Annotated in this window: 18 protein-coding genes; 6 read left to right on the top strand and 12 right to left on the bottom strand. The window is 72.3% G+C overall.

Annotation, left to right across the window (positions count from 1 at the left end):
- The first annotated feature begins 239 nt into the window (after positions 1 to 239).
- Positions 240 to 1,517, top strand: coding sequence for a hypothetical protein (locus ACFVU9_RS21900; RefSeq protein ID WP_387595586.1), 1,278 nt, complete (start codon positions 240 to 242; stop codon positions 1,515 to 1,517).
- A 64-nt stretch (positions 1,518 to 1,581) separates the two neighbouring features.
- Here ACFVU9_RS21900 and ACFVU9_RS21895 read toward each other — a convergent pair whose 3' ends face one another.
- From ACFVU9_RS21895 to ACFVU9_RS21870, 6 genes are all read right to left on the bottom strand, one after another.
- Positions 1,582 to 2,478 carry an alpha/beta fold hydrolase gene (locus ACFVU9_RS21895; RefSeq protein WP_387595583.1) on the bottom strand — a complete coding sequence of 299 codons (897 nt, stop codon included), beginning with the start codon at positions 2,476 to 2,478 and terminating at the stop codon, positions 1,582 to 1,584.
- Positions 2,475 to 3,560 (bottom strand): branched-chain amino acid ABC transporter permease, encoded by a 1,086-nt coding sequence (locus ACFVU9_RS21890; RefSeq protein ID WP_387595581.1) that lies wholly within the window; start codon positions 3,558 to 3,560, stop codon positions 2,475 to 2,477. The genes ACFVU9_RS21895 and ACFVU9_RS21890 overlap by 4 nt, the downstream gene beginning before the upstream one ends.
- Before the next feature lie 251 nt (positions 3,561 to 3,811).
- The gene (locus ACFVU9_RS21885; protein ID WP_380435194.1) at positions 3,812 to 4,678 is read right to left on the bottom strand and encodes a branched-chain amino acid ABC transporter permease; all 867 of its coding nucleotides are present in this window, start codon (positions 4,676 to 4,678) and stop codon (positions 3,812 to 3,814) included.
- Positions 4,678 to 5,466, bottom strand: a complete 789-nt coding sequence (locus ACFVU9_RS21880) for an ABC transporter ATP-binding protein (RefSeq protein WP_387595577.1) — start codon at positions 5,464 to 5,466, stop codon at positions 4,678 to 4,680. The genes ACFVU9_RS21885 and ACFVU9_RS21880 overlap by 1 nt, the downstream gene beginning before the upstream one ends.
- Before the next feature lie 38 nt (positions 5,467 to 5,504).
- Entirely contained in the window at positions 5,505 to 6,293 is a 789-nt protein-coding gene (locus ACFVU9_RS21875) for an ABC transporter ATP-binding protein (RefSeq protein WP_387595575.1), read from the bottom strand.
- A gap of 4 nt (positions 6,294 to 6,297) precedes the next feature.
- Positions 6,298 to 7,560 (bottom strand): substrate-binding domain-containing protein, encoded by a 1,263-nt coding sequence (locus ACFVU9_RS21870; RefSeq protein ID WP_387595573.1) that lies wholly within the window; start codon positions 7,558 to 7,560, stop codon positions 6,298 to 6,300.
- A gap of 316 nt (positions 7,561 to 7,876) precedes the next feature.
- Here ACFVU9_RS21870 and ACFVU9_RS21865 point away from each other — a divergent pair, with 316 nt between their 5' ends.
- The 4 genes from ACFVU9_RS21865 to ACFVU9_RS21850 all read left to right on the top strand — a co-directional run bounded on the left by ACFVU9_RS21865 (position 7,877) and on the right by ACFVU9_RS21850 (position 14,069).
- Positions 7,877 to 8,689 carry a CoA transferase subunit A gene (locus tag ACFVU9_RS21865; protein WP_387595571.1) on the top strand — a complete coding sequence of 271 codons (813 nt, stop codon included), beginning with the start codon at positions 7,877 to 7,879 and terminating at the stop codon, positions 8,687 to 8,689.
- 4 nt (positions 8,690 to 8,693) lie between these two features.
- Positions 8,694 to 9,392 (top strand): 3-oxoacid CoA-transferase subunit B, encoded by a 699-nt coding sequence (locus tag ACFVU9_RS21860; RefSeq protein ID WP_387595568.1) that lies wholly within the window; start codon positions 8,694 to 8,696, stop codon positions 9,390 to 9,392.
- Positions 9,393 to 9,864: 472 nt separating this feature from the next.
- The gene (locus ACFVU9_RS21855; RefSeq protein ID WP_387595565.1) at positions 9,865 to 12,012 is read left to right on the top strand and encodes a glycosyltransferase family 2 protein; all 2,148 of its coding nucleotides are present in this window, start codon (positions 9,865 to 9,867) and stop codon (positions 12,010 to 12,012) included.
- Between the two features lie 197 nt (positions 12,013 to 12,209).
- A complete protein-coding gene (locus ACFVU9_RS21850) occupies positions 12,210 to 14,069 on the top strand; it encodes a galactose oxidase-like domain-containing protein (protein WP_387595636.1) in 1,860 nt (619 codons plus the stop codon).
- Between the two features lie 73 nt (positions 14,070 to 14,142).
- Here ACFVU9_RS21850 and ACFVU9_RS21845 read toward each other — a convergent pair whose 3' ends face one another.
- The 4 genes from ACFVU9_RS21845 to ACFVU9_RS21830 form a co-directional block, all read right to left on the bottom strand.
- Positions 14,143 to 15,150, bottom strand: a complete 1,008-nt coding sequence (locus ACFVU9_RS21845; RefSeq protein WP_380435188.1) for a glycoside hydrolase family 6 protein — start codon at positions 15,148 to 15,150, stop codon at positions 14,143 to 14,145.
- Positions 15,151 to 15,442: 292 nt separating this feature from the next.
- On the bottom strand, positions 15,443 to 16,171 hold the full coding sequence (locus ACFVU9_RS21840; RefSeq protein WP_387595562.1) for a uracil-DNA glycosylase: 729 nt from the start codon (positions 16,169 to 16,171) through the stop codon (positions 15,443 to 15,445).
- A 144-nt stretch (positions 16,172 to 16,315) separates the two neighbouring features.
- Positions 16,316 to 17,527: a low temperature requirement protein A gene (locus ACFVU9_RS21835; protein WP_387595559.1), complete on the bottom strand. Its 1,212-nt coding sequence runs from the start codon at positions 17,525 to 17,527 to the stop codon at positions 16,316 to 16,318.
- Positions 17,528 to 17,637: 110 nt separating this feature from the next.
- Positions 17,638 to 18,417 carry an HAD-IIA family hydrolase gene (locus tag ACFVU9_RS21830; protein ID WP_380435185.1) on the bottom strand — a complete coding sequence of 260 codons (780 nt, stop codon included), beginning with the start codon at positions 18,415 to 18,417 and terminating at the stop codon, positions 17,638 to 17,640.
- 213 nt (positions 18,418 to 18,630) lie between these two features.
- On the opposite strand from ACFVU9_RS21830, the gene ACFVU9_RS21825 reads away from it, so the two are divergent.
- Complete coding sequence (locus ACFVU9_RS21825) at positions 18,631 to 19,707, top strand: Gfo/Idh/MocA family oxidoreductase (protein WP_387595556.1); 1,077 nt, start codon at positions 18,631 to 18,633, stop codon at positions 19,705 to 19,707.
- A gap of 164 nt (positions 19,708 to 19,871) precedes the next feature.
- Here the strand turns inward: ACFVU9_RS21825 and ACFVU9_RS21820 are convergent, their stop codons facing one another.
- Both ACFVU9_RS21820 and ACFVU9_RS21815 read right to left on the bottom strand, forming a co-directional pair.
- Positions 19,872 to 20,294: a type II toxin-antitoxin system VapC family toxin gene (locus ACFVU9_RS21820; protein ID WP_359960592.1), complete on the bottom strand. Its 423-nt coding sequence runs from the start codon at positions 20,292 to 20,294 to the stop codon at positions 19,872 to 19,874.
- Positions 20,287 to 20,571, bottom strand: a complete 285-nt coding sequence (locus tag ACFVU9_RS21815; protein WP_380435183.1) for a type II toxin-antitoxin system Phd/YefM family antitoxin — start codon at positions 20,569 to 20,571, stop codon at positions 20,287 to 20,289. The genes ACFVU9_RS21820 and ACFVU9_RS21815 overlap by 8 nt, the downstream gene beginning before the upstream one ends.
- Between the last annotated feature and the right edge of the window lie 146 nt (positions 20,572 to 20,717).

The following is a 20,717-nucleotide window of genomic DNA, read 5'->3' as shown; positions in this document are numbered from 1 at the left end:
TACGGTACTGCCCGAGCGAGTAGTCGGGCGCGAAGCGTCACAGGACCGCAACAGAACCGGGATCCCTGCAGCCCAGCCGGGCGCCATGGGCGTGTTGACCCATGTCGGGCCCGGACGACCCCTTTGATCGCCGTCCGGTCCGCATGACATGCTAACGGCGGAATACTCATCAATTGCCCGATTTGACCGGTAAGGCCCAGAGCCGCCCGCACCACCGGCCGTCGGCACCAGGGGAGACCATGACCAGCATCTCGCGCAGGACCGTGCTCAGTGCCACCGCAGCGACCGCGGCCCTCGGGGCGGTCGCGGCCTGTTCCAGCAACGGCTCCGGCTCGGGACCGGCCTCCTCCTCCGCCCCCTCGGGCACCCCCGCCCCCGCCCCGACCGGCACCACCGATCCGACCCAGGCCGTGGTGCCCAAGGGCGCGCCGATCGGTGACGGCTCCAACGCGGACACCGGGCCCCAGCCGAACCAGCCCAAGCCCGAGAAGCTCAAGCCCGGCGAGCGTCCGCCGCAGTTCGTCGTCTTCTCCTGGGACGGCGCGGGCGGCACCGACGACGGCCAGTTCCCCCGGTTCCTCAAGCTGGCCGAGCAGTACAAGGCCACGATGACCTTCTTCCTCTCCGGCATATACGCCCTGCCGAAGGGCAAGTCCAGCCTCTACCACCCGCCGAAGCACGCGGTCGGGGCCTCCGACATCCCGTACCTGTCGGACGGCGCGGTCAAGAGCACGCTCAAGCTCGTCAGCCAGGCCTGGCTGGCCGGGCATGAGATCGGCACCCACTTCAACGGGCACTTCTGCTCCAGCCGCCCGGACAAGAACGGGGTCAACATGTGGACCCCGGACGACTGGCAGAGCGAGATCGACCAGGCGATCGGGTTCGTCACCCAGTGGCGGACCAACACCGGCTTCACCGACGTCGACCCGCTGCCCTTCGACTACAAGAAGGAGCTCATCGGCGGCCGGACCCCGTGCCTGGAGGGGCAGAAGGCGCTGCTGCCGACGGCGGCGAAGATGGGCTGGAAGTACGACGCGAGTTCGGCGGGCGGCCTCCAGATATGGCCGCAGAAGGTGCAGGACGGCAAGGTCTGGGACTTCCCGCTGCAGTCCATCCCCTTCCCGGGGCACACCTTCCAGGTCCTGTCGATGGACTACAACATCCTGGCCAACCAGTCCAGCGGCAGCACCAAGGGAGACCCGTCCAAGTACGGCGACTGGCGCAACCAGGCCCGGGACTCCTACCTGGCCGGCTTCGACCGCGCCTACAACAGCAACCGCGCGCCGTTCTTCATCGGCAACCACTTCGAGCAGTGGAACGGCGGCATCTACATGGACGCCGTCGAGGACGCGCTCAAGGCCATCGCCGGCAAGCCCGAGGTGCGGCTGGTCTCCTTCAAGCAGCTCGTCGAGTGGCTGGAGGTGCAGGACCAGTCCACCCTGCGCAAGCTGCGCACGCTCAACGTCGGCCAGGCGCCCACCGGCGGTTGGGAGACCTTCCTGGGCGCGGCCGGCTGACGGCCGCACCCGGCGAGCGGCAGGCGGCGGGAGGGGACAGGGGCGGGGACGGGTTCGGCGGACGCTAGGCGTGCCCGCCGGACAGGCGGCTCACGATGGCCCCGGCGCCGTCCGCCGACCAGAGAATCGAGTAGTGGTTGGTGTCCGGCACGGGCGAGGCCGGCACCCGTGCCCGGTCGAGCCCGGACCGCGCGATCCGCTCGGCGTCGTAGAGGCCCTGCGCTTCGTCGAACAGGCCCCGTTCCGCCCACAGCAGTTCGGCCGGGCAGGGCAACCGGTGCACGGCTGCGGCCGCTTCGGTGTCCAGCAGCACCTGGGCGCCGTCGGTCTGCACGGCCTCCAGCACACAGGAGGAGCGCAGCTCGGGCTCGCGGCCGACCAGGTCCCGCTGGGTGTAGGCGTCGATCCCGTCCGACCAGGCGGAGCCGACGGCCGGATGCCGCTGCCAGAAGGCCCGGTAGGCGTTCCGGTCCGGGAAGGTCATCGAGAGGCGCGCCAGCGCTGGGCCGAGCACGGCGGCGAGGGCGTCCTCCTCTCGGACGCCGTCGGGCAGCGGGAAGGTCAGCGCTCCGTCCACGAGCAGCACCCGGCCGACGAGTCGGGGGTGCCGCACCGCCGCCAGGGCGGTCACCCACGCCCCCATGGAATGCCCGACGACGGTGGCCGGCCCGAGTCCGAGCGCGTTGATCAGTGCGGCCATGTCGTCTGCGTGGCGGGCCAGGCCGTACGGCCCGGCGAGCGCGCGGCTGCCGCCGCGGCCCCGCAGGTCGGGGGCGAGCAGAGTGACCTTCCCGGCCAGTTGGCGGGCGACCTCGTACCACGCGAGGCCGTTGGCGGTGATGCCGTGCACCGCCACGACGGTGGGCGCCCGCGGGTCCGCGGCGGGCCAGCGCAGGACGGACAGCGCGCCGCCGGGCACCGGGACGGCCAACTCCTCGGGGTGCAGGGACGACTGGCTCACGTGGGACCACCTCCGGTGGGACGGGCAGGACGGACGCCACCCGGCGGGCGCGTCGCGCGGGCGGATCGGGCGGCGCGGATACGGGCGGGCAGCCTGGCCAGACCGCCGGGCAGCAGGTAGACCACGGCGACGAACAACGCGCCGAGCAGGAACAGCGGTTGGGAGAGCGGGGCGCGCAGGACCGCGGGGAGGTCCGCGACCGTCCCCGAGTTGGCGAGGTCGCCGAGCCGGTGACCGGCCCAGGTGTAGAGCACGCCGCCGAGCAGCGGACCCCAGCGGGTGCCGGATCCGCCGAGGACCACCATGACCAGCAGCGCGAGGGTGGCGTCCGAGGTGGCGGCCTGCGGAGTGGCGCCGCCGGTCAGCAGCAGGTAGACGACCCCGCCCGCTCCGGCGAGTCCGCCGGCCAGCACGAAGGCGACCAACTTGTAGCCGTAGGGCCGCAGTCCGAGCACCTCGACCCGGCGCTCGTTCTCCCTGATGCCCTCCCAGACCCTGCCGGTCGGCGAGTTGACGGCACGGTGGACGACGCCGAGGGTCAGCGCCAGGTAGGCGACGGCTATCCAGTACAGGTTGGCGGTGTTCTCGATCCCGAGCAGGCCGGCGGGCAGGTGGTCGGCCGGCGCGGACCGGCCCTCCTCGCCACCCGTGATGCCACCGGGGTTGCGCTGGACGAGGATCGAGCCGGCCTGGGCGAAGGCGAGGGTGACCATGGAGAACCCGATGCCGGAGACGCGGAGGCCGACCGAGCCGAGGAGGAGGGCCAGCGCGACGGTGCAGGCCACGCCGAACACCGCGGCGGCGGCGAACGGCAGGTCCAGCTCCAGCATCCCGAGGTCGGTGGCGTACAGGCCGGTGGCGAAGTAGAGGGCGTGGCCGAAGGAGAGCAGTCCGGTCCGGCCGAGCAGGAGGTCGTACCCGGTGGCGAGCGCCCCGTAGAGCAGGCACAGGGCGATGAGTTGGAGACTTCCCGGGCTGCCGAGCGGGCCGTCGAGCAGTCCCGGGACGGGAAGCGCACTGTATGGGGCGACAAGGAGCGAGATCAGCAGAGCGATCGGCCACCAGCGTAGCGCTCTGTGCACCGGTGTCGAGCGATTAGTGACTGAATCACCTGTTCGATGGATACCGCGCGGCTCGTTCCTGTGATCGGATGTGGTCACGGCAGGGCCGGTGTCAGTCCCCCCTGCCACAGTGTCGGTGTCGGCGGAGCTGGTGTCAGTCCCCTCTGCTGACATGGTGGTCCCGGCAGGGCTGGTGTCAGTCCCCCCTGCCAGGGTGGCGGCGGTTCGGTCGGCCGTCATGCCACCGGTGCTCGTGATCGGTGTTTCGGCGCTCACGCGAGCCTCCCGGTGAGTCCACGGGGTCGGACGAGAAGCAGGACGGCGAGCAGGACGACGACGGAGAGGTCGCCGAGCCCCGCCCCGGTGTAGTAGTTGGCGAACTGCTGGACGAGACCGACGCCGGCCGAGGCGACGGCGGCGCCGGTGACCGAGCCCAGGCCGCCCATCACGACGACGACGAACGCGAAGACGAGCAGGCCGGTCCCCTGGCCGGGGGTGACCGAACCGAAGTAGAGGCCGCCGAGGGCCCCGCCGAGCGCGGCGGCGGCCCCGCCGATGGCGAAGACGAGGGTGAAGGCCCGACGGACGTCGATGCCGAGCGCCGTGACCATCGCCCGGTCCTCGACGCCGGCCCGGACGATCAGCCCGTAGCGGGTGCGGGCGAGGAACAACCGAAGAGTGAGCAACAGCACCGCGGCGGCGGCCACGAGCACGAAGCGGTTGACCGGGACGGTCGCGCCGAGCACGTGCCAGGTGCCGGCGAGGGCGGCGGGCTGGGGGAAGGGGCGGGCGTCCGCGCCCCACACCCCCATCAGCAGGGCGGGAACGGCGAGCCCGACCCCGACGGTGGCGAGGATCTGGTCGCGCGGCCGGCTGTAGAGCGGCCGGATCAGGGAGAGCTCCAGCAGGACGGCCGTGGCCGTCCCGACGAGGGTGCCGAAGGGCACGGCGAGCCAGAAGGAGAGACCGGCCTCGGTGCCGGCCCACCAGGTGGCATAGGCGCCGATCGAGAGCAGGGCGCCGTGCGCGAAGTTGAGCACGTCCATCAAACCGAAGATCAGCGACAGACCGGAGGCGATCAGGAAGTACAGCGCACCGAGACCGAGTCCAGTGCAGGAGAGGAGAACGATGGTGTCCATCAGAGCTTCACCTCCGTGGTGACGGCGGAGACGCTCGGAGCTCCCAAGGGCGGGGCCGCCGCCGGCGCGGCAGCCGCGGGCATGGCCGCCGAGGCCGTGGCCGCCGCGACCGACCGGCGGGTGCCGACGCCGAGCAGGCGACGGGCGGCCTCCTCGTCGGCCACCAGCGCGACGGTGTCGCCCTGGTGGGCGGTACGGCCGTCGGCCAGGACGACGCAGGTACCGGCGAGCCGGCGCACGAGGGCGAGGTTCTGCTCGACCAGGAGGACGGGCACGGCCTCGGCCGCGCGGGCCAGCACGTCGGCCACCTCGGCGACGACCTTCGGGGCCAGGCCCTTGGTCGGCTCGTCGGCGATGATCAGCCGGTTGCGGTTGAGCAGCGTCCGGGCGATCGCCACCATCTGCTGCTGGCCGCCGGAGAGGGTGCCCGCCAACTGTGCGGACCGCTTCCTCAGTTCGGGGAAGAGTTCGTGGACGAGGGCGTAGTCCGGTTCGCCGCCGGGAGCGCCGCGCTCGGCGACACGGAGGTTCTCGGCGATCGTCAGGCCGGCGAAGATCCCCCGGTCCTCGGGGGCGTAGCCGATGCCGTGGCGAACCACCAGATGAGTCGGAAGAGAGGAGATCTCCGTATCGGCGAAGAGGATGCTGCCCGTTCGGGGCACCAGGCCCATGACGGCCCTGACGGTGGTGGTCTTGCCCGCGCCGTTGCGGCCGAGGAGCGCGGTGACCCCGGCCGGGGCGACGTCCAGGTCGACGCCGTGCAGGATGTGCAGCCCGTTGACGACCACGCGCAGATCGCGAACGGAGAGGAGAGGAGGAAGGCCGGTCACAACGCCTCGCCCAGGTAGGCCTGTTGGACGGTGGGGTCGGCCATCACGGCCTCCGGGGTGCCCAGGGCGAGCAGAGTGCCGTGGTGCATCACCGCGAGGCGGTCGGCGAGGCCGAGCAGGACGTCCATGTGGTGCTCGACCATCAGGACGGTCCGGCCGAGGTCCCGGTGCACCGAGCGGATCAGCGCGGTGAGGGCGGGCACCTCCTCGGCGCTCACCCCGGCCATCGGCTCGTCCAGCAGGATGAGTCGGGGGTCGGAGACCAGCAGGACGGCCAGTTCGAGCTTGCGCTTCTCGCCGTGGGAGAGCGCGCTTGCCACGGTGTCGGCCCGGTGGGCGAGTTCGGTGCGGCGGAGGGTCTCGTCCACCTGGTCGGCGAAGCGGTCGGCGCGGCGCCAGAGCCGGTACGAGGCGCCCGGCCCGGCGGACGCCTGGGCGGCGAGACGGACGTGGTCGACGACGGTCGTGCCCGGCCAGAGGGAGGAGGTCTGGAAGGTCCGGCCGAGTCCGCGGCGGGCGCGGGCGTGGACGGGCTCGGCGGTGATGTCGGCGCCGTCGAGGCGAAGGCGGCCGTGGGTCGCCGGGTAGATGCCGGAGATCAGGTTGAACAGGGAGGTCTTGCCGGCCCCGTTGGGGCCGATGAAGGCGATGAACTCGCCTTCGGCTACGGAGAAGGAGACGTCCTCGACGATCGGGACGCCGCGGACGGACCAGCCGAGTCCGTCCAGACTCAGAACGGAGGTGGTCACGGGCGGGGAGGGAGTGGGCAGAGCCGGAGCGGGCATCGGATCAGCCCGCCATCGGGGCGACCGGGGGCGCGACCTCGTCCGCGGTGAGGGCCTTCGCCACGGAGGGCCTGGCATCGGCGCCGGTGCCGGTCAGCCGGACCTGGAACATCGGCTGGAGCAGGGCGTGGTCCTCGGCGCGGACGGTGGTCCGGCCCTTGACCCCGTCGAAGCTCCAGCCCTCCAGGGCCTTCACCAGGGCCGAAGTGTCCTCGGCGGAGCCGTGGGCGGCCTCGACGGCGTGGACGATCATCTGCGCGGCGGTGAAGCCGTCGGGGGTGAAGATGTCGGTCTTGCCCCCGGCGGCGGTCACGGCGTCCGTCATGGCCTTCTCCACCGGGGTTCCGGCGGCACCGGCGAAGTAGTGGTTCAGGAAGTAGATCCGTTCGCCGGCCGGACCGAACAGCGGGTAGGAGGCGGCCAGGTCGAGGCCGGTGACGACCTTGGTGCCGGAGAACACGTCCTGCTGGCTGAGCGCCGTCCACAGGGCCGACGCGGTGTCGCCGGCCCAGGCGACGAAGAGCAGATCGGGCCTGGCGTTCCCGGCCTGGGTGGCGAAGGGGGTGAGGTCGGTGGCGCTCGGCGGGGCGAGCACCTGCTCGACCGTCGCGCCCTGGGCGCCCAGTACGTCCTTGACGGCGGCCACGTTGGCCTGGCCGAAGGCGTTGTCCTGGGCGAGCACCGTCACCTTCCTGCCCTTGGCATCGCCGATGAACGAGGCGGCGGTGCGGATGTCCTGGTAGGACTGGCGGCCGGAGCGGAAGGTGTACCGGTTCAGGCCGGTGATCTTGTCGGCGGCGGCCGGGCCGCTGATGAAGAGCACCTTGTTCTGGGCGGCGATCGGGCCGACCTGGAGGGCGACGCCCGAGGCGGTGGAGCCCGCGAGGATCTTGTGCCCCTTGCCGATCAGGTCCTTGGCGGCGGACACCGCCTTGGCCGGGTCGCCCGCGTCGTCCTGCTCCTCGACCTCGATCCGGTGTCCGTCGACCGCGCCGGTGCCCTTGGTCGCGTAGTCCAGACCCGCCTTGAAGCCGTCCACGTACTGCTTTCCGTAGGCGGCCAGCGGGCCGGTCCTGGAGTACACCAGGCCGACCTTGACCGGGCTCTTCACACCGCCGCCGTCCGCCGCGCCCGTCCCGGCGGTGCCGGCCTTGGCGCAGCCCGCGGCGAGCAGGACGCAGGCCGCGAGCGCGGCGAGCCGCCGCCCCGGTCCGCCGGTCGGGGCCCGACGGGCCGCGGTCCTGGTGGGGGCTATCGAGCTGCGCATGGTGACCGACTCCTGGGGGTGCGGCGGGTGGATGCCGGAACCGTAGGTGTGCGGCGAGACCGGCGACATGTGCCCGGACGACGCATCAGCCGGTCGTGGTGTGGCTGCGACCGCCATACCGTCGGGCCCCGGAGGCGGCACGGGCGCCACGCGCTTGCCACGGTGTGCCCTCCTGACACGGATCCGCAGCCGGCCATGGCGGCAGCAGCCATGGCCGCGACGGCGCGGGGCCGGACACCGTGGAAGGACCGGCGTTCCCTGCTCGCGACTCGTCCGCCCACAACTCCCCTCACGAGGTGCTCCTTTGGACAAGGTCATGGACTCCCCTGCCGACGCGGTCCGGGACATCCCCGACGGCGCCGTGCTGGCCGTCGGCGGCTTCGGCCTCTGCGGCATCCCCAGCACGCTGATCGGCGCCCTGGTGCACGCCGGGGCCACCGGGCTGCGCGTGGTCTCCAACAACTGCGGGGTGGACGACTGGGGGCTGGGCCTGCTGCTGCGGGCGGGCCGGATCGCCCGGATGACGTCCTCCTACGTCGGCGAGAACAAGGAGTTCGCCCGGCAGTACCTCTCGGGCGAACTGGAGGTGGAGCTGACGCCGCAGGGCACGCTGGCCGAGCGGCTGCGGGCCGGCGGGGCGGGCATCCCGGCGTTCTACACCCCGGCGGGCGTCGGCACCCAGGTCGAGGAGGGCGGGCTCCCCTGGCGGTACGCGGCGGACGGAACGGTCGCGCTCGCCTCGCCGGCCAAGGAGGTCCGGGAGTTCGGCGGTCGGCGCCACCTCCTGGAGGAGGCGATCACGGCCGACTTCGCGCTCGTCCGGGCCGAGGCGGCGGACCGGCACGGCAACTGCGTCTTCCACGCGGCCGCCCGCAACTTCAACCCGCTCTGCGCGGCGGCGGCCCGGATCACCGTGGTCGAGGCCGACCGGATCGTCGAACCGGGAGCGCTGGATCCGGACGCCGTGCACCTCCCCGGCGTGTACGTCGACCGGGTCGTGGCCGCGGACCCCACCGACCGGCGGATCGAGCGCCGCACGGTCCGCGCAACGCCAGCGACGCCCGGCACCCCCACCGCCCCGACCCCCACCCCCACCGCCACCGCCACCGCCACACGAGAGCAGGCCTGAGCCGATGACCGCCGCGACACCGCTCGACCCCCGCAAGGCACTCGACCCCCGGAATGCATCCAACCCCCGCAAGGCACCCGACCCCCGGAACGCCCTTGCCGCGCGCGCCGCGAGGGAGTTGTGCGACGGGGAGTACGTGAACCTGGGCATCGGCCTGCCCACCCTGATCCCCGACCATCTCCCGCCGGGCGTGGAGGTGGTGCTGCACTCGGAGAACGGCGTCCTGGGCGTGGGCCCGTACCCGGCCGACGGCGCCGAGCACGCCGACCTGATCAACGCGGGCAAGGAGACCGTGACCGTCGCGGCGGGCGCCTCGTACTTCGATTCGGCCGTCTCCTTCGGCATGGTCCGGGCCGGCCGGATCGACGTCTCGGTGCTCGGCGCGATGCAGGTGTCGGCGGCCGGCGACCTCGCCAACTGGATGATCCCCGGGAAGACGGTCAAGGGCATGGGCGGCGCGATGGACCTCGTGCACGGCGCCCGGCGGCTGATCGTCGTCATGGAACACACGGCCAGGGACGGCTCACCGAAGATCGTCGAGGAGCTCACGCTCCCCGCCACCGGACGGCGGGTCGTGGACCGGATCGTCACCGACCTGGCGATCGTGGACGTGACGCCGGCCGGGCTGCTCCTCGTGGAGACGGCACCCGGCAGAACCCTCGAAGAGGTGCGTGCAGCGACCGGAGCCACATTGCTGACGTAGCGTCAAGTTACTTGTCGAGAAACGGAGATGGCGAAGAGAGGGCCTCGACGCGAAGTCCGCTCTTCGCCCGCTCATTCGACGGGAGCGGGCCCCGATGCGCCGGACGCGTCCAATCCGCGCCAATATCACTTCGGCACTCCGGTTTGGCTTGGAACCGTAGTATCTTCACGCTTGCGCACTGATCATCTCTCAGATCGGTTGCGATCACCGCGACCCTCCGGGAGAGTTGAGCACGCCAAGGATCCCGCACACCCGGAGGGGAAACCGGGAAGTGCTCCGGGATCCCGCATTCGAAGCCGGTCGCGCAGTTACACGCCATGTAGTCACACAATAGAATTGATTGCTCACGGTTTATGTGACGAATAGCCCGGAAACTGCCTGACCCACCGCAGTTCACCGGGCAGTGTTCTGCCCCGGGCGGCTCCGAAGCGGCGGCGCAGCCAGTCGACGCACGACTCCGGGGGGAGCAACCATGACCTTGCCGTTCTCGCGGCGGAAAGACGCCGAGACGGCCGACGGCGGCGGCAGTACACGGATCGACGACGCCTTGGCCGACGTACCGGCCCCCGAAGCCCCGTACGACTACGCCCACTTCAGCCGACTCGCCGGACCGGCCCTCGACCCCGGCGACGGGGTCTACCGGACCGACGCCTGGACCGACGCCTGGGCCGACAACTGGACCGACACCCGAATACACCCCGACGACGGCGCCCGCACCGACACCGGTACCGGAACCGACGCGGAAACGGACGCCGAGCCCGGCACCGGATCCGCGCCCTACCGCGTCCAGTACCGCAGCCTGCTGCGCCGCGAGCCGCACCGGATCCGCGCCGCCCTGCTGCTGATGGCCGCCCCGCTCGTGGAAGCGGTGCTGCTGGTCTGGCTGTTACTGCCCGAACACTGGCCCGAGCGCCCCGGCGAGACGGACGCGTGGCTGCTCACCGCCGACAAGGTGATGATCGGGATCATCGCCGTCGTCGAGGTGTTCCGGCTGGTCAACGTGGTCTCCAACGCCCACGCCACCCTCGTCGCCCGCGATCCCGTCCCGGTCACGCCCGAGCGCGGCACCAGGGTCGCCTTCCTCACCACCTGTGTGCCGGGCAAGGAGCCCGCGGAGATGGTCCGGGCCACGCTCACCGCCGCGCTCGCCGTGCGGCACGAAGGCCCCTACGACGTCTGGCTGTTGGACGAGGGAAACGATCCTGCGATGCGCGCGCTCTGCGCCGAGCTGGGCGTCCGCCACTTCAGCCGCTTCGGCCGGCCGCACTGGAACCGGCCCGAGGGCAGGTTCCGCGCCAAGACCAAGCACGGCAACTACAACGCCTGGCTCCAGGCGCACGGCGACGACTACGACTTCTGGGTGTCGGTCGACACCGACCACGTCCCGCTGCCGGACTTCTGCGAGCGCATGCTCGGCTACTTCCGCGACCCCGACGTGGCATTCGTCGTCGGCCCCCAGGTGTACGGGAACTACCGCAGCTCGGGCTCGGCGGTCACCAAATTCTCCGAGAGCCAGCAGTACCTCTTCCACGCGCTGATTCAGCGCGCCGGAAACCGCTACGGGGCGCCGATGTTCGTCGGCACGAACAACGCCGTGCGAATCGGCGCGCTCCAGTCGATCGGCGGGTTGTACGACTCCATCACGGAGGACATGGCGACCGGTCTGGAGTTCCACCGGAGCCGCAACCCCCGGACCGGTGCCCGCTGGAAGTCCGTCTACACCCCGGACGTCCTGGCGGTCGGCGAGGGCCCGTCCTCCTGGACCGACTTCTTCTCCCAGCAACTGCGCTGGAGCCGCGGCACGTACGAGACCCTGCTCACCCAGTACTGGCGGGTGATGTGGAAGCTCTCCCCCGGGCGGCTGCTCAACTACTCGCTGATGGTCTGCTTCTACCCGATGGCGGCGCTGACCTGGCTCCTCGGGGCGGTCTCCAGTGTGCTCTACCTCGTCTTCGGGGCGTCCGGCATCCACGTCTCCTCGGAGATCTGGATGATGCTCTACAGCGACGCCGCCGCGCTCCAGCTCCTGCTCTACACCTGGAACCGCAAGCACAACGTGAGCCCGCACGAGCCGGCCGGCTCCTCCGGGGTCGCGGGCATGGTGATGTCGGCGCTCTCCGGGCCGGTCTACGCGGCCGCCCTGGTGCAGGCCGCGCTGCGGCTGCGCAGCCGCTTCGTCGTCACACCGAAGGGCGGCTCGGCCAGCCCCGACCGGTTCTCCACGTTCCGGCTGCACCTGTTCTGGACGGTCGTGTTCGGGGCCGCGATCGTCGCGTCCTTCTTCACCGGCCACGACCACGCGGCCATGCGCACCTGGGCGTTCATCGCCCTCGTCCTGACGCTGCTGCCCCTGCTGGTGACCGCCGCGGACACCGTCCGGCGCCGGCGGGCCAGGCCCACGGCCACGCTCACCGTGACCGGGGGCGGCCCCTCGGCCACCGCCGTCCGGGTGGACCAGCCCACCGTCCAGCTGCGCCGGCCGGTCCTCCTCGACCCCGCCGCACTCGACCCCGCCGCACTCGACCGGGAGTCGCGGGACCACTCGGGCCTCGACCAGCCCACGCTGGAACTCCGGAGGCCGCCGCAGCCCCGGCAGGCCGAGCCCTCCTCCACCCGCTGAGCGAATGCCCGCCGAGCGGCTGCCCGTCGGGCGTTCACCGCGATCACCCACCGAACAGCCACCCACCGAGCAGCCACTTGCCGAACAGCCACCCGTCGAACCGGCCCACGAGGGGACCGATCACCGTGAAGATCCACAACGCCGGACGGACCAGGCGCTTCGCCCTCGGCAGCACGGTCGCCCTGACCGTGGCCGGGATGAACGCGCCCGCCGTCCTCGGCTTCGCCTCCGACCAGTACCACCAGTACGTGATCAACCGCCCCGAGTACAAGGCGGAGTACGGCCACTGGCAGACCCTCACGCTGCCCGCCGAGTTCCGGGTCAACGCCGTCCACGCCACACTCCTGCGCACCGGCAAGGTCCTGATCGTGGCCGGCTCCGGCAACGACGAGAAGGCCTTCGGCGCGGGCACGTTCAAAAGCCTCCTCTGGGACCCGGCGAAGAACACCTACAAGCTCGTCCCGACCCCGGACGACATGTTCTGCGGCGGCCACACCTCGCTGCCCGACGGCCGGGTGCTGGTCGCCGGCGGCACCCAGCGGTACGAGAAGCTGGACGGCGCCGTGAAGAAGGCCGCCGGCACCATGCGCGTGCGCAACGAGAGCCCCGAACGCGCCCGGACGTTCCCCAAGGGCACCGTCTTCGTCGCCCCGAACGGCCGCGAGTACGCCTCCACCGCCGACGTGACCGTCCCGGCCGCGGTGAAGACCGGCTCGGGCACCGGAACCGTCGTGACGGCCAGCGAGCAGCACGTGTTCGTCGAGGCCGTCGGGGAGGGCAAGGACTACCTCACCGACGCCCGTGCGCAGTACCGGATCAAGGGCCTGAGCGGCGTGGACGCCCACAACCTGTACGGCATGAACGACAAGATGACTTTGGAGAAGCAGGAATACCAGGGCATCCGCGCGGCGTTCGAGTTCAACCCGGACACCGAACTGTACGAGCAGGTCACCGACATGACCCACGCCCGGTGGTACCCGACGCTCACCGGGCTCGGCGACGGCCGGGTGGTCACGGTGTCCGGCCTCGACGACACCGGACAGATCCTCAACGGCAACGACAACGAGGTCTACGACCCCAGGTCCAAGACCTGGGCCAAGGCCCCCGACCGCTACTTCCCCACCTACCCGTCGCTCTTCCTGACCACCTCCGGCAAGCTCTTCTACTCCGGTTCCAACGCCGGCTACGGCCCCGCCGACAAGGGCCGCGAGCCGGGCCTGTGGGACCTGACGAACAACGGCTTCCAGCCCGTCCCGGGCCTGCGCGACCCCGGCCTCACCGAGACCTCGTCCTCGGTGCTGCTGCCGCCCGCGCAGGCGCAGAAGGTGATGGTGCTCGGCGGCGGGGGCGTCGGCGAGTCGCCGCTGTCCAGCGCCCGCACGGACATCGCCAACCTCTCCGCGCCGAAGCCCGCCTTCACCCCCGGTCCCGACCTGCCCGCCGGCGGCACACGGTACCTCAACAGCGTGATCCTGCCGGACGACACCGTCTTCACCACCGGAGGCTCCAGCGGCTACCGCGGCAAGAGCGGCAGCGACCTGCTCAAGGCGCAGGTCTACCACCCCGGCACCAACACCTTCACCAAGGCCGCCGAACCGACCGTCGGCCGCGACTACCACTCCGAGGCGCTGCTGCTCCCCGACGGCCGGGTCGCCGTGCTCGGCTCCAACCCGCTCTTCGCCGACGACGCCAACACCACGCCCGGCGGCTTCGAGCAGCGGATCGAGATCTACACCCCGCCGTACCTGTACCACGGCGACCGCCCGCAGGTCACCGCCGCGCCCGAGGGGGCCAGGCTCGACAGCACCGTCACCGTCGGCGCGGCGCGCCCGGACGCCGTCACCACGGCCAAGCTGATCCGGCCGAGTTCGGTCACCCACGTGACGGACGTCGAACAGCGGTCGGTGGCCCTGGACATCACCGGCCGCACGGCGGACGGCGTCTCGCTCACGCTGCCGGGCAACCCCAACCTGCTGCCGCCCGGCTGGTACATGCTGTTCCTGACGGACTCCGCAGGTACCCCGTCCGTCGCGCGCTGGATCCAGGTGACGGGCTGACCCTCCTGGACCGCCGGGAGGCGGCCCGCGGACAGCTCAACGGCCCGCGGACGGCTCAACGCCCGCGGACGGGTCAGCGGGCCGCCCTCGCCAGCCCCAGCGCGTACGGCAGCCAGAACTCGCCCGCCCGGGGCTCGCCCCGGCCGCACTCGCCGTCGGACTCCCCCGGGTTCTTGATCCACAGGTAGGCGTCCACCCCGGGCCGGCCGGTGTCGGTCGTCGGCGGCTCGCCGAGCGCGCGGCCCGGCGGGTTGCACCAGGAGTCGCCGCCCAGCGGGCCGTTGCCGTTGCGGCTGGTGTCGACGACGAAGTGCTTCCCGCCCAGCGCGGCCGACAGCTGTCCGCCGTACGCCGCGTTGGCGTCGGTGCCGTAGAAGTTGGAGACGTTCACCGCGAAGCCGTCCGCGACGGCGACCCCGGACTTGCGCAGCGCGTCCGCCATCGCCGAAGGGTCCTGCGACCAGCCGGGGTTGCCCGCGTCCAGGTACACCCGCACCTGCGGACGCTTCTTCAGCTCCTGGACGGCGAAGGCCAGCAGTCCATACCGTTCGGCGGCGAGGTCGCCCTTCACACCGCAGGCGTCCAGGGTGTGGGCGACGGCGTCCGGCTCCACGATCACCCAGGCCTTGCGGTCGCCCAGCGCCTCCGCGACACCGGTGATCCAGGCCCGGTACGACGCGGCGTCGGCGGCGCCGCCGGCCGAGTACTGGCCGCAGTCGCGGTGCGGGATATCGTAGGCGACGAAGACCGGCGTCCGGTCGACCGCGGCCGCGCGGCGGCTCACCTGCTCCGCGATGCTCGGGGCGTTCTGCTCGCCGAGCCACTGCGAGGACGGCTGGGCCGCGATCCGCAGCAGGTCGGCCGCCTCCGCCGTCCGGCCCTGGCCGCGCAGGGCGGCCGACTGGCGGGCGGCGGAGGTCTGGTCGGAGACGTAGAAGGTCTGGTTGGGCAGTTGGGCGAGGCCCCCGTCCGCCTGTGGGGATGGTGGCGCAGGCGTCTGCGCGGCGGAGTTCGGTGGCGCCCCGGAGGGCGTCGGACCACCCCCCGGTCCCGATCCGCCACAGCCCGCCGTAGCCGCCAACAGTCCCGTCAGGGCCGCCCCCACGGCCCACCGGACACCCGATATCCGCCCAACCCGGCGCACGTGCCGCCCCTCCCCGGACCGGGTCCGGCGACCCGGTCGGGCACCAGCTAAGCACACCGGCCGCAGCCCGGCGGCCACCCGCGGTGAACGGCGGATGGACACGAACGGACGGGGTGTCGGGCCCGTCCGTCCGGCCGATCGTCCGTCCGACCTGCAGACTGACCGACCAACCGGCAGACCAACCGGCAGACCAACCGGCCGACTGACCGGCCGGCCGGTGCGCCGCGGGTCAGTCCTTCTTGAGGTTCGGGATCCGCCAGTCGATGGCGTCGGCGCCGAACCCTTCCAGCGCGGCGTTGATCTGCGAGAACGGGCGGCTGCCGAAGAACAGCTTGGCGGACAGCGGGGACGGGTGCGCGCCCTGCACCACCACGTGCTTGGTGGTGTCGATCAGCGGCAGCTTCTTCTTCGCGTAGTTGCCCCACAGCACGAAGACCACCGGCTCCTCGCGCTCGCTCACCGCCTTGATCACGGCGTCGGTGAACTTCTCCCAGCCCTTCGCCTTGTGCGAGTTGGCCTCGTGCGCGCGGACGGTGAGCACCGCGTTGAGCAGCAGCACGCCCTGCTCGGCCCAGTGCATCAGGTAGCCGTTGTCCGGAGCGGGGATGCCGAGGTCGGCGTCCATCTCCTTGAAGATGTTGCGCAGCGACGGCGGCGTCTTGGTGCCCGGCAGCACTGAGAAGCTCATGCCGTGGGCCTGGCCGTCGTCGTGGTACGGGTCCTGGCCGAGCACGAGCACCCGGACCTTCTCGTACGGCGTCGCCTCCAGCGCGGCGAACTCCTGGCCGCTCGGCGGGAACACCTGGTGCTCCGCCCGCTGGGCTGCCACGAAGGCCGCCAGCTCGGCGAAGTACGGCTTCTCCGTCTCGGCGCCCAGCACCTCGCGCCAGGACCCGGGCAGCTCCAGCCCACCGCCCGCGCCGGCCTCGACCGTGCTCGCCTCGACCGTGTCCGTCACGACATCTACCTCCCACACAGCGGCTGTTCGGCCGCACGCCCTCTTGCACCCCGAACGCTACACAGGCCCACCGACAGCTCGCTCCGCAGGAGCGGGGGCGGGGAGTGTGGAAGGGGTGGAGATGACGGCGAGAACGGCGACACATCACTCCGCGACAGCGGGGGCGGACGGCGAGGAGGGGGTGGGGATGGCAGCCGGTGAGGCTTCCGGTGGCTCCCCTGGCTCCCCTGCCTCCCCTGGCTCCCCTGTGGCGACCCGCGCCACGATGAGGTGTTCCACCACGTTGAGCACCACCAGCAGCACCGCCAGAGCCACGAGTACCGCCAGCGCCGGCAGGTTGATCATCGCGGGCAGCAGGCCCAGCACCAGCAACGCCGCGGTGATGCGCGTGGTCGCCACCTTGCGGAACATCATCCACCGGGTGTAGCCGAAGGTCAGCAGGTACAGCCCGCAGCCGCCGTACAGCAGCGCCACCGCACCGGGACCGAGCGCGCGCCAAGGGTCCGCGACCGTCTCGCCGAAGCCGACCGCGACGCCGATCACGCCGGCGACGAGCGCCAGGTGCCCGTACTGGAAGATCCGCCGGACGACGTCCCGGCGCGAGTCGGTGACCTCGACGGCGTGCCGCATGGCGTCCGCCGCGTAGACGAAGTACTGCCACCACAGGCCCGCCGAGATGGTGAACGCGGCTGCGACGGCGGTGAGTTCGGGCGCGTCCAGCCGGGCCCGGGCGGCCGTCGCGCCGATCCCGACGATCGACTCGCCGAGCGCGACCAGCAGGAAGGTCGCGAACCGTTCCGGCATGTGCGACGGGTGGTACGCCACCGCCGCGAGCCGCCGCCGGAACAGCACCGGTGCGGCGAGGTCGCACGCCGCCGCCGCGGCCCACAGCGCGAGCCGCGGCCCGTCCGGCAGCAGTCCGCCGACCACCAGCAGCGGCCCGCTGACCAGCACCCCGACCCCGTACGGGCCGCGCCAGACGCCCGGGACGCGGATCAGCAGGACGACCAGCACCACCCGCGCGAGCCAGTACCCGGCGCCGAGCAGCACGCCCCGCCCGCCCCACGCGCCCGGCACGGCGAGCGCCATGAACAGGCCCGCCAGGCCGACCAGCAGGATGCCGACGCGGTCCCGCAGGTTGTCCACGTCCCGGATGTTGGCCTGCACCGTGGTGCCGACCCAGCACCAGTACACCGGCACGAACACGACGAGCGCCTCGGCGACGCCCCGCCAGTCGTGGTGGTGGTGCAGCAGGCCGGAGACCTGCGTGACCGCGAAGACGAAGACCAGGTCGAAGTAGAGCTCGGCCCAGGTGACCCGCTTCTCCGCGGCCGCCGGCTCCCCCGTGGTGACCATCCGTCCGTTCCTCCCCACACGTACGAGTTCCGCGGACGCAAAGGGCCCCGTCTCCGGCCGGCGGCGGGAGACGGAGCCCGATTCGGCACCGCGAAAGCTGGATCAGGACGCTAGATCAGCTCGACCAGGTCCGCGATCGACTTGACCACGCGGGTCGGCCGGTACGGAAAGCGCTCCACGTCGGCCGCGGCGGTCAGGCCGGTGAGCACCAGGATCGTCTCCATGCCGGCCTCCATGCCCGCGACGATGTCAGTGTCCATCCGGTCGCCGATCATGACGGCGCTCTCGGAGTGGGCGCCGGCGCTGTTCAGCGCCTCGCGCATCATCAGCGGGTTGGGCTTGCCGACGAAGTACGGCTCGACGCCGGTGGCCTTGGTGATCAGCGCGGCGACCGAGCCGGTGGCCGGCAGCACGCCCTCGGTGGACGGGCCGGTCTCGTCGGGGTTGGTGCAGATGAACCGGGCGCCCTGGTTGATCAGGCGGATCGCCTTGGTCAGCGCCTCGAAGCTGTAGGTGCGGGTCTCGCCGAGGACGACGTAGTCCGGGTTGTTGTCGGTCAGCACGTAACCGGCCTGGTAGAGCGCGGTGGTGAGACCCGCCTCGCCGATCACGTACGCGGTGCCGCCGGGCCGCTGGCCCTTGAGGAACTTGGCGGTCGCCAGGGCCGACGTCCAGATGCACTCCTCGGGGACCTCAAGGCCCATGCCGGCCAGGCGGGCGCTGAGGTCGCGCGGGGTGTAGATGGAGTTGTTGGTGAGGACCAGGAACGGCTTGCCGGACTCCCGGAGCCGGCGCAGGAACTCCTCCGCGCCGGGGATCGGCGTGCCCTCGTGGATGAGGACGCCGTCCATGTCGGTCAGCCAGGACTCGATGGGCTTGCGGTCTGCCACGTGCGTGTCTCCCGAAGTGTTGCGACGTCTTGCGAAGGCCCTGACGCGGCACAGCCTAATCGGCACGCCTGAACGACGGCAGCACGGTCCGTTCACCGGAACGGGGCCGGGCACGCGGCCGGGGCGGGACCGGGACCGGGCCGCCCCGGAGCGGCCCCGCAGCCGCGACGTGGCTGGACGGGACGGCCGGACCGCCCGTGATTGAGTGGACGCATGAGCTCCGACGAGACCCCCCGCCCGTTCCGCGTCGGCCTGATCGGCTACGGCCTGGCCGGTTCCGCCTTCCACGCCCCGCTCATCGCCACCACCCCCGGCCTGCGGCTGGACGCCGTGGTCACCGCCAACCCGGAGCGCCGCGCGCAGCTGCAGCGCGAGCACCCCGGAGCCCGCGCGGTCGACACGCCCGAGCAGCTGCTGGCCGACCCGGACGCGCTGGACCTGGTCGTCATCGCCTCGCCCAACCGCACCCACGCCCCGCTCGCCCGCGCCGCCCTGCGCGCCGGGCTGGCCACCGTCGTCGACAAGCCGCTGGCCGGCACCGCCGCCGAGGCGCTGGAGCTGTGCCGGCTGGCGGAGTCGCGGAACGTCCTGCTCTCGGTCTTCCAGAACCGCCGCTGGGACGGCGACTTCCTGACCGCCGCCCGCCTCGTCCGGGGCGGCGCGCTGGGCCGGGTGCACCGGTTCGAGTCCCGGTTCGAGCGCTTCCGGCCGAAGCCGAAGCCGGGCTGGCGCGAGCTCGCCGACCCGGCCGAGGCCGGCGGCACCCTGTACGACCTGGGCAGCCACCTGGTCGACCAGGCGCTGACGCTGTTCGGGCCGGTCGAGACGGTGTACGCGGAGATCGACGTCCGGCGGGACGGCGCGGTCGTGGACGACGACGCGTTCCTGGCCCTCACCCACGCCTCCGGCACCCGCTCCCACCTGTGGACGAGCGCCCTCACCCCGCTGCTCGGGCCCCGGCTGCGGGTGCTCGGCGACGCCGCCGGGTACGTCAAGTCCGGCATGGACCCGCAGGAGGCCGACCTGCGCTCCGGCCTGCGCCCCGACGGCGACCGTCCGTGGGGCGCCGACCAGCCCGCACACTACGGCACGCTCGGCACCGACGAGGCGCCGATCCCCCTCCCCACCGACCCGGGCGACTACCCGGCCTTCTACGCGGGCATCGTCGCCGCCCTGGCCGACCCCGGCACCCCGGCCCCGGTCGACCCGCACGACGCGGTCGCCACGCTCACCGTCCTGGAAGCGGCCCGCACCTCGGCCGCCACGGGCACGACGGTGCGCCTGGGCTGACGGGCGGGGGCGTACGGGGTACGCGTGCGCCGCCCGCCGGGACCGGAGACCGGCGGGCGGCGGCGACGGATCCGCTTGCTGCAAGCACGCTCGCGGTACGAACGGGCGGCCTTCGGGCGCCGGGCCGACGCGGCCGGCATGGGTGGCGCGGCCAGCGCGGCCGGTCACACGCCGATGACCTCCACCGCCGACGCCAGTCCGCGGAAGTCGGCCACGTTGCGGGTGTAGAGCGGCAGGCCGTGGGCGGAGGCGACGGCGGCGATCATGAGGTCGATCCGGCGCGGGCGGGGCTGGCGCCCGGCCGCGATGGTGAGGGTGACGAGGGTGCCGTAGCGGGCGGCGGCGGCCGCGTCGAACGGCAGCGGGTCGAAGTCGGCCATCGCGGCGCCGAGCACCTCCAGGCGGGCCGCCCGGCTGATCGGGTCGCGGGCCATCGACACGCCCTGCTGGAGTTCGGCGAAGGTGATCGCGGTGAGCTCCGGCACGGCGGGCAGGTCGGCCGGGCTGAGCAGCGCGAGGTCGATGTAGACGCACGTGTCGAGGACCCCGGCGGGCCGGCGCCGGGAGGCCCGCCGGCGCTCAGCCACGCCGGCGCTCGAACGGGTCGTCGCCGTCGTCGCCCACCAGCTCCTCGGGGCCGAAGTCCTCCTCGGCCTCCTTGCGCATCTGCTGGTAGTCCACGCGCGGCAGCTTCACGTGCCGCGCGACCAGTTCCTCCGCCGTGAGCCGTCGCCGGCTCGACACCGGCCGCAGCTCGGCGACCTCGACCCCGTTCCTGGTGATGTGGAAGGTCTCCCCCGCCTCGACGGCGTCCATCACCGCGGCGGAGTTGTTCCGGAACTCCCGCTGGGTAATCGTCTTCACCCTTCCAAGGTAGCCCCGTGTAGCACAGCCGGCTACACCTCCGGCGGTGCCTCCTCCGCGCCCGCTCCGGGCATCCACCGGGACATCTCGTGTACGCCGGAAGCCGGAACGTCGTACGATCGTCGTCACCGTCCTGCGAGTCCGTC

The organism is Kitasatospora sp. NPDC057936 (genome assembly GCF_042887525.1).
In the GTDB taxonomy this organism is placed as follows: Bacteria; Actinomycetota; Actinomycetes; order Streptomycetales; family Streptomycetaceae; genus Kitasatospora.
This window is presented reverse-complemented; position numbering and strand designations above follow the sequence as displayed.

Bases quoted from the DNA above. Each gene is read 5' to 3' on its own strand.
- ACFVU9_RS21900 (WP_387595586.1), top strand. From the start codon at position 240: ATGACCAGCATCTCGCGCAGGACCGTGCTCAGTGCCACCGCAGCGACC.
- ACFVU9_RS21885 (WP_380435194.1), bottom strand. From the start codon at position 4,678: ATGGACACCATCGTTCTCCTCTCCTGCACTGGACTCGGTCTCGGTGCG.
- ACFVU9_RS21875 (WP_387595575.1), bottom strand. From the start codon at position 6,293: ATGCCCGCTCCGGCTCTGCCCACTCCCTCCCCGCCCGTGACCACCTCC.
- ACFVU9_RS21870 (WP_387595573.1), bottom strand. From the start codon at position 7,560: ATGCGCAGCTCGATAGCCCCCACCAGGACCGCGGCCCGTCGGGCCCCG.
- ACFVU9_RS21865 (WP_387595571.1), top strand. From the start codon at position 7,877: ATGGACTCCCCTGCCGACGCGGTCCGGGACATCCCCGACGGCGCCGTG.
- ACFVU9_RS21860 (WP_387595568.1), top strand. From the start codon at position 8,694: ATGACCGCCGCGACACCGCTCGACCCCCGCAAGGCACTCGACCCCCGG.
- ACFVU9_RS21855 (WP_387595565.1), top strand. From the start codon at position 9,865: ATGACCTTGCCGTTCTCGCGGCGGAAAGACGCCGAGACGGCCGACGGC.
- ACFVU9_RS21850 (WP_387595636.1), top strand. From the start codon at position 12,210: ATGAACGCGCCCGCCGTCCTCGGCTTCGCCTCCGACCAGTACCACCAG.
- ACFVU9_RS21835 (WP_387595559.1), bottom strand. From the start codon at position 17,527: ATGGTCACCACGGGGGAGCCGGCGGCCGCGGAGAAGCGGGTCACCTGG.
- ACFVU9_RS21825 (WP_387595556.1), top strand. From the start codon at position 18,631: ATGAGCTCCGACGAGACCCCCCGCCCGTTCCGCGTCGGCCTGATCGGC.